The following is a 7,910-nucleotide window of genomic DNA, read 5'->3' as shown; positions in this document are numbered from 1 at the left end:
CAATTGCTGAAGATCGAGGTGCTGGACCATGTGATTCTGGGGCGGCGGACCGAAGGCAAGGCGAGGGATTGGATTTCGCTGCGGGAGCTCGGCTATTTCTATGCGTGAAGTTGGCGGTTGATTTTGCCACGCTCGCCGCGTGCAGCCACCGCAGATTCATCCCACCGCTGTGATCGATGTCCGTGCCCGGCTCGGATCCGGCGCGGTGGTCGGGCCTCATTGTGTGATCGATGGGGAGGTGGATTTGGGCGCAAACTGCCGGTTGGGGCCCGGGGTGTATCTGACCGGGAGGACTTCGATTGACGAAGGCAATGTCTTCCACGCGGGCTGCGTGATCGGAGATGCACCGCAGGATTTAAAGTACGCCGGTGCGTCGACCGGATTGCGGATCGGGAAGGGCAATGTTTTTCGCGAGCATGTGACCGTCCATCGGTCCAACCGACTGGAAGAGGACACCGTCATTGGGGCGGGGGGATTGTTCATGGCGGGGAGTCATGTGGGGCACAACGCGGTGGTGGGGGACAAGGTGATTTTGGCCAACGGCGCGCTGGTGGGGGGGCACGCGGTTTTGGGCGACGCGGTTTTTTTGTCGGGGAGTTGTTTGGTGCATCAATTCGTGCGGTTGGGGCGGCTGGCGTTGATGCAGGGAGGCGCGGCGATCAGCAAGGATTTGCCTCCGTTCACGATTGCCACGGGCGCCAATCGCATGTGCGGTTTGAACGTGGTGGGACTGCGGCGGGCGGGAGTGGCGGCGGATGCGCGGAGGGAGTTGAAGCGCATGTATCACCTGTTGTTTCGCGGAGAAGGCTTGTGGCGAGAGCGGTTGGAGACGGCGCAAACATCGTTTGCCGCGGCGGAGTGCCTCGAACTCCTTGCGTTTGCCGAATCGAGCCGGCGCGGGATTTGCGCGGACCGTGGCGCTGCGGGAGCGAAGGATGCAGACGATTGACCGGGGGAGAAGGGTTGGGCCTCGATGAAGCCTTCCGGCGTGAGGTTGGTGTTGCTGTGGGTAGGGGTATGGCCCTGGGTATGGGTCGGGATCATGGGGAACGCGCTGGCCGGTCCGGGAGCGCGCATGGATTACGGTCCGGTGTTGTCGTATACCGTTTCGCCCAAGCCGGGGTTGACCAACGCTTCCGAGCATTTGGCGGTGAAAGGATTGGTCGTGCAGGTGGAGGGAACGAACGCGGCGGCGTGTTTCGACACGGAGACGTTGCGGGTGGCGGGCATGTGGCGGGGCGGTTTTGTGGATCTTTCCCAGAGTCATCTGGACTCCTACAAGGGCAGCGATGGAGTGTTCCCCGGGGGTGAATTGGACTTTGCGACGGACATGGGGCCGGGTTGGTCGGATGGCGCGGGAGCGTGGGTGGACCCTCGTGCTGGATCGAATGGACCTCTACCCAAGGCGTGGGCGCATTATCGCGGGTTTTACCGGCATGGCCGGCGTGTGGTGGTGGCGTATCGTGTCGGGGAACGGGAGGTTTTGGAGGAATTTGGATTCGATCGCCGGGCGGGTTGTTTCACCCGGACGTTTTGGATCGGGCCTGGGAGCCGGGCGTTGCGAGCCAAGATGGTCTCCGTCGGAGGAAGCGGGCCGCGCTCCCAGGAAGGTTCGCGACGGCTCGATTGGCGGGAAGCGAAGGGCAACCGATGGATCTCCCTGCGCGGTGAAGTGGATCGGGTGGAACTCGGATGGGCGGGGTCAGGCTGGGGAGAACTGCGGATCCCGGATTCCTCCGAGGCAAGGGTGGTCCAGGTCTGTTTTTGGCCGGAGCGGGAATCGTCGCTGAATGGAGAGAGTTCGATGGAGCCCGTGAGGAATCCGTCGGAAGTCAGAGGGGGCGGACCGGCGCTTTGGACCGAAGCCTTGGAGACACGGGGGAAAATCGGAAATCAAGATGTGGCCTATGAAGTCGACAGCCTGACCGTGCCGGAGGCGAATCCGTGGAATTCATGGCTTCGATTTGTGGCGCATGATTTTTTCCAGGATGGGCGGGCGGCGCTTTCCACGTGGAACGGGGACGTGTGGATCCTTTCGGGTATCGAAGGGAATTTGGAGCGGTTGGTTTGGCGGCGTCATGCGGCCGGCCTGTTCGACGCGTTGGGTCTGAGGGTGGTGGAAGGAAAAGTCTGCGTGCTCGGAAGGGATCGGATCACTCAGCTGCATGATCTGAACGGGGACGGAGAAGCCGACTACTACGAGAATGTGAATCACGACGCTCCAGTCACGCCGTCCTATCATGCGTTCGCCATGGATCTGTGGACCGATGCGTCTGGAAACTTCTACTACACCCGATGCGGCCAGCGGGCGGATCCGGCGTATCCGTATGGCGGGGCATTGCTGAAAGTGTCGGCGGATGGAGCCAGGCTGGACGCGGTCGCTTACGGGTTGCGGGCGGCGAACGGAATGAGCCTGGGTCCGGGAGGCGAGATCACCTGCAGCGACAATCAGGGCAACTGGATCCCTTCGGGCCGGTTGAATTGGATTGAGCCAGGCAAATTCTACGGTTACCGCCCGGCGGCGCCTTCCGGGACGGTGATTCAGCGATCCGATCCGCCGCTCTGTTGGATACCGCAGACGATGGACAACTCAGGCGGGTCACAGGTCTGGGTGACCTCGGACCGGTGGGGGCCGCTGGGCGGACAGGTGCTGCATGTATCGTATGGCAAGGCGCGGTTGTTCCTGGTGGCGATGGAGACGGCGCGGGGCATGCGGCAGGGCGGGGTGATTCCGTTCCCGCTGCGCTTCGAGACCGGGATTATGCGGGCACGCTTTCATCCTCGTGACGGGCAGTTGTATTTGAGCGGGCTGAAGGGATGGCAGACGGACGGTCCGCGCGACGCGGCGTTTCATCGGGTGCGGTACACGGGACGTCCGTGGCGGTTGCCGGTCGCGGTGTGGACAGATTCCACAGGAGTTTCGATGCGATTCACCGAGCCCTTGCGACCGTCGAGTGCGGTAGACTCGGAAAACTACGGCGTGGAACGGTGGAATTATCGGGAAAGCGCTGACTATGGATCCAAGGATTATTCGGTGGAGAGGCCGGGAGCAGTGGGGCGGGACCGGGTGGAGATACGTGGTGTGACGGTGAGCCAGGACGGGAAAGTGGTGAGGCTGGCGCTGGCCTCGCAGGTTCCGGCGATGCAGTTCCGGGTGCGCTTCGACCTGCAATTTGCCGACGGCGAGTCGGTTCGGTCCGAGTATTGCGGAACGATCAACGCGGTGGCGGAGTGAGGTGAGGCAAGCGGTGCATCCAGAGGTTGTCGGTGACCGGGTTGTCGTGGTCACGCAGACAGCCCTGTCTGCTGTGGCGCAGGCTGCCCAGCCTGCGGGGCGACGCAGGGAACCCGGCGCGTGGAGAGGATGGAAGGGCCTCGTTCTTCACCGGCCGGGCCGACGGGCAGCCTGCGCCACACGACAGACCACTTCGGGATGCGCGGGGAGGCGGGACTAGCTCGTTTTTATGGTTTCCCCGTTGGCGTCCAGATGTCATGAATATGAAGCTCAGTGGCTGTTCCGTTGAAACTTGACTTGATCCGGCCTCCGGAACCGCAACGCCTCCCGGGACGGTTGCGAGGCCAGGGTCAAGCCTGCCCGAGTTTTACCAACCTCGTCGGTGGTTGGGGGCGCCTGGACACCTGTCTCCGTCAGTGCCGGAGCGACCGGCGTGACGTTGCCTGCCGGGGGGAGCGCGACGTATTATCGATTGAGGGAGTAATCCCCCCGACTCACTTGATGCTGAAGTTACTCAGCGTTCCGCACTCCGGCCCGGCGGAGTTTTCTGGCTGGAAACGGGAATACAGCAGCGTCATCCATCTCCGCCGCGTGAGGGCAAGCGGCCTCTGTGAGAATTCCCAACGCGTGTAGGCCGGGTCCCCCGACCCGGCGCTATGAATCATGACGTTTTGTCGAGCCCTTGGCCGACTGTCGGACGCCGACCTGCTGACCTTTTTCCAGTCGCATCAGACCGCGAAAGGAATGATCATCGACCTGCGTTACAACGCCGGCGGGAACGAGCGTCTTCGAGGACGTGGGAATCATGCCCGCCATTTCTGTGCGGCCGGAGTCCAGTTATGACGATGCGGCCCGACGCGATGTCCTGTTGGAGCATGCCATGGATTACATGGATGGGCGTCACGCCACGGGCATGAAAACATACGTCCATGGGCAAACGGATTCCGACGGTGATGGCGTGCGAGATGTGGATGAGTTTGTTGCCATGACGGACCCGGCCCATTCGTCATCGAGGTTTCTTGTGGAAGTCAACCGAGTGGGCTCGGGGCTCAGGTGGAATTCAGCAAACCGGCGAAGCTATGCCATCCTTCGAGCTTCAGAACCGACCGGGCCGTGGTTTGAGTTTTCGACGGGGAACGCCGCCTCCGGCGTCGCGGAAGTGCCGCGCGATGGTGCTGCAGGCTTTTTTCGACTTCGGGTGGAGTTGTCGCCATAAGCCGGCCGCCAAACCTCGTGTGGGACGTGGGCTGAACGTGAATCAGGTTGAACGAAGGTGACGGGGCTTCACTTCACGAGGCAGGTTGGCAACTTGCGAAGCGGCCGTCCAACGCTTGCCCGGTGCTCAAGCCCGCTCCGGGCGGCCGGGTGGTATTCGTGGACGAGGGACAAGCGACCCCATTATGTCTTCATGGGTTTCGCTCGGGTTTCACGGACGCCGGGTGGCGCGTTCCTGCATCCAGCGGATATCAGGGCTGTGCGGCATGTTTAGAACGCTGCCGAAACGCGCGGCGGTGCCCTTGAGGAGCGGGGGCATCATGCGCTTGTCTTTCCACCGCCGGGGTTCGACATGACCGTCGGTGAACGAGAAGCTCGCCGCTCCATTGTGGTAGCTGGCGGGCCAGTCCACGGCAATGCGAGTCCGTTCCGGTTTGTCGGGAAAACCGAGCATGTCGATGTAGAAATCCCCCCCTGAGGTTGCGTCCTCCCGCATGTCCACGAACAAGAAGGTTTGGGAGGGACCGGGATCTTTCAGGTCGGAAAGGCTGAGGAAGATCTTCCAACCGGGTTCAAGCACATCAGGATAGTCGCCAGCAAAACCGCCACACCAAATGTTCATCTGCATGCTGCGAACACGAGGCATGGTCTGACCTTGAAACGGGCCGGAATTCGGGCGCACGACGGATCGATCTGAAGGGCATTTGAAAACGGCAGCCGATGGCACGTAATTCCAAAGCGGACTCTTCTCCAAGTCCTGCTTCACATCCCAGTTCGAGCGGTTGCCAGGCACATAGTCCATCGTCCCTTGCATCCACACGGCGTGCGCCCTGGCAGGATTGATCACGGCGCGACCTGCATAGGGGATGGAGTCTCGATTGTCATGCGCATACATCGTCCAGGCGAGGGTGAGTTGCTTCTGATTGTTGAGGCACTGGATGCCCTGCGCCTTCTGCTTCGCCTTCCCCAGAGCCGGCAGGAGCATCCCCGCCAGGATGGCGATGATGGCGATGACGACGAGCAATTCGATGAGGGTGATGGCGGCCTTCGTGCACGTGCGTGGCTTCCCCCTCGGGCCGATGAGCGAAGGCGGGAGGGCTACGTTCCACCGCAGCCCATACTGAGCACCCTCTGAAAATTTGGGACGGCGGTGGAACGCCGCCCTCCCGGAACTGAGCTGCATGGACGCGTTGGGAGCTCCGTGTTCACGAAGCGGCCGCCTGCAGGCGGGATCTCGAGTGACGCATGTCGTGGGTTTCATGGTGTGGTTGCTGGAGAGTTTAAGTTGAGTGCGTTGCTTTCCGGTCCGGTATCCGCGCGCCACACGCGCAGCCGCTCGCGGCTGGCGGAGAGGAGCGTCCGGCCATCCACGCTGAAGGCGAGATGATAGACCGTGTCCGCGTGGCCGTTGAGCAGGGCGACTTCCTGCCACGAAGCGGTGTCTAGGAGGGTGATCGTGCCATCGAATCCACTGACCGCCAACTGGCGGCCATCGGGCGAGGCGGCCGCGGCGCGAAGTGCTTCCGGATGCCGGAGCACCGCCCGTTCCGCGCCCGATGCCAGATCCAGCAGGCGCAAAGTCTTGTCTTCCGAGCCGACGTAGATCGTCTGACCGTCCGCCAGCACGCCCAACGGGCGGGTCGGCTGATCGAGTTGTAGCAGCACGCGGTGCGGGTCGCCCTGCGTCTCGCGCCAGAGATAGCCCCATTCCCAGCCGCGCAGGTCCATTGCGGGCGGAAGGGATGCGGAGAAGGGAGAGAGCGTTGGCGAGGCCGTTGCATCGGTGCCGTCGGAGCGGTAGGGACGCGTTGCAAGCTCGTTCCGGTCTCTTTCGAGAGACAAGGCATCTGGTCTCGATAGCGCTTGTTCGGTGCTCGCTTGGGATGGCTGGACTTTCTGCTCTCCCGTCTGCTTGTCCCATGAAGAAGTCAGGGACGACGTGGAAGTCGTCCCTCCCGGACGATGCCTTTCCAAAAGCTGGCGGGCGCGGAAGAAATCGCCGTCCTGCACGGCCTGCCGAACCGGAACCGGTCCCTGGCTCGTGACGGCGGCTAGGTTCCGTCCCTCGACGAAATCCATGGTGAAGAAGGGTTGCCCGTCGAGCTGACCGACATCGTGAATGGCCACGATGTGGGGATGTCTGAGACGGGCGGCGGCCATGGCTTCCACCCGGAAGCGCTGTCGGGCCTGTTCGCTGGCGAAACTCCCGAATTGGACCATCTTCAACGCCACCACCCGATCGAGTCCCCGTTGCCGGGCCTTGTAGACGACACCCATGCCGCCCCGTGCGATCTCGTCCAGCAGCTCGTAATCCCCGAAACGCGCGGGCGGGCTGGCGGCGGTGGCGGCCGATGATAGGGGCCAAAGGCGGTCGGATTCCGCCGCCGCCTCCTCTCAGGAGGAATCTGCCAGGCCGAGCAGACAGGCGGGGCAGAGTCCGCCGGAGGCGTCGGGCGGGATCGCGCCGCCGCATTCCGGGCAGGTTTGAGATTTCATGCTCGCCAGCATATCCGTTCACCCCTTCCAGCGACAAAATCCGGAAAAGGTAACAGAAAGTGGGAAACCCCGCGGATCCGGGACGGCTTTTCAGGAGCGCAGCGCTTCGAGCAGCGCCCGAAACTCCTCGTCCACCTCGGCCGGGGTCGAAACCGTTTGCGCAATCTCGTCCCGAATTATCACTCGCGCCCGCTGCCGCAGTCGCGACACCGTCATCTTGATGGCGGCCTCGGACGTGTTCAAGGCCCGGGCGGCCTCCGCGTAGGTCCCGGTGCTGTCGCCCACGAGGAAGGGACGGAGTTCATGGAACACCCGCGAGCGTTCCGAGGCAACGAACTCGGCTTCCAACCGACCCAGGGCCCGGTCGAGGATTGTCATGGCCCAGCGACGTTGGAACAGCCGTTCCGCATCCCGGATTTCCACCGGCTCCAGGCCGTATCGATCTTCCGCCTCCCCGGCGTCGAGCGAGATCTGTTCGACTCCCCCACCCCGCTTCTGGCGCCGCCCCTTCTTCCACTCATCCGCCATGAAGTGCTTGAACGACGCCAGGAGAAAGCCGCGGAAACGCCCGCGATCGCTTCGGACATCCCCCAGCCCGTTCCTGTCGATGAGCCGGGCGAAATAGCCCTGGGTCAGGTCTTCCGCGTCGTTCGGCGTGCAACCCGAACGACGCGCGAAAGCGTAGAGGGGATACCAGTAGGTGTTGGCCAGGGTGTTCAGCGCCGCGACGGCCTCGGGCGAAACGCCGTCTCCCGCGGCCTGCACGAGGCTCCAGCGTGTGGTGGCAAAGACGGCGTGAGATCGACCCGCTTGCATCGGCCCAGCCTAACGTCATCCCGGTCAAACGCAACGGAGGCGCGCCCGGCATCGACGGCATGACGACGGAACAGCGACGCGACCATGTGCGTCAACACTGGGAAACCCTTCGCGCTAAGCTCCTGGCCGGAACCTACGTTCCGAGTCC

General features: G+C 63.0%; 6 protein-coding genes. 3 read left to right on the top strand and 3 right to left on the bottom strand.

What is annotated here, in order from left to right:
• Positions 1 to 154 precede the first annotated feature (154 nt).
• From lpxA to FJ404_18735, 3 genes are all read left to right on the top strand, one after another.
• The gene (lpxA, locus tag FJ404_18745) at positions 155 to 949 is read left to right on the top strand and encodes an acyl-ACP--UDP-N-acetylglucosamine O-acyltransferase (GenBank protein ID MBM3824890.1); all 795 of its coding nucleotides are present in this window, start codon (positions 155 to 157) and stop codon (positions 947 to 949) included.
• A 24-nt stretch (positions 950 to 973) separates the two neighbouring features.
• Positions 974 to 3,235, top strand: a complete 2,262-nt coding sequence (locus FJ404_18740) for a hypothetical protein (protein MBM3824889.1) — start codon at positions 974 to 976, stop codon at positions 3,233 to 3,235.
• An 805-nt stretch (positions 3,236 to 4,040) separates the two neighbouring features.
• On the top strand, positions 4,041 to 4,451 hold the full coding sequence (locus FJ404_18735) for a hypothetical protein (GenBank protein ID MBM3824888.1): 411 nt from the start codon (positions 4,041 to 4,043) through the stop codon (positions 4,449 to 4,451).
• Between the two features lie 210 nt (positions 4,452 to 4,661).
• Here the strand turns inward: FJ404_18735 and FJ404_18730 are convergent, their stop codons facing one another.
• From FJ404_18730 to FJ404_18720, 3 genes are all read right to left on the bottom strand, one after another.
• Positions 4,662 to 5,531: a DUF1559 domain-containing protein gene (locus tag FJ404_18730; protein MBM3824887.1), complete on the bottom strand. Its 870-nt coding sequence runs from the start codon at positions 5,529 to 5,531 to the stop codon at positions 4,662 to 4,664.
• A gap of 176 nt (positions 5,532 to 5,707) precedes the next feature.
• Positions 5,708 to 6,727: a hypothetical protein gene (locus tag FJ404_18725; protein ID MBM3824886.1), complete on the bottom strand. Its 1,020-nt coding sequence runs from the start codon at positions 6,725 to 6,727 to the stop codon at positions 5,708 to 5,710.
• 309 nt (positions 6,728 to 7,036) lie between these two features.
• Positions 7,037 to 7,762, bottom strand: coding sequence for a sigma-70 family RNA polymerase sigma factor (locus FJ404_18720; protein ID MBM3824885.1), 726 nt, complete (start codon positions 7,760 to 7,762; stop codon positions 7,037 to 7,039).
• Between the last annotated feature and the right edge of the window lie 148 nt (positions 7,763 to 7,910).

The sequence above is a fragment of the Verrucomicrobiota bacterium genome, from assembly GCA_016871495.1.
In the GTDB taxonomy this organism is placed as follows: Bacteria; Verrucomicrobiota; Verrucomicrobiia; order Limisphaerales; family VHDF01; genus VHDF01.
Note: the sequence above shows the minus strand (reverse complement) of the source record. Positions and strands in the feature narration are given on the sequence as shown.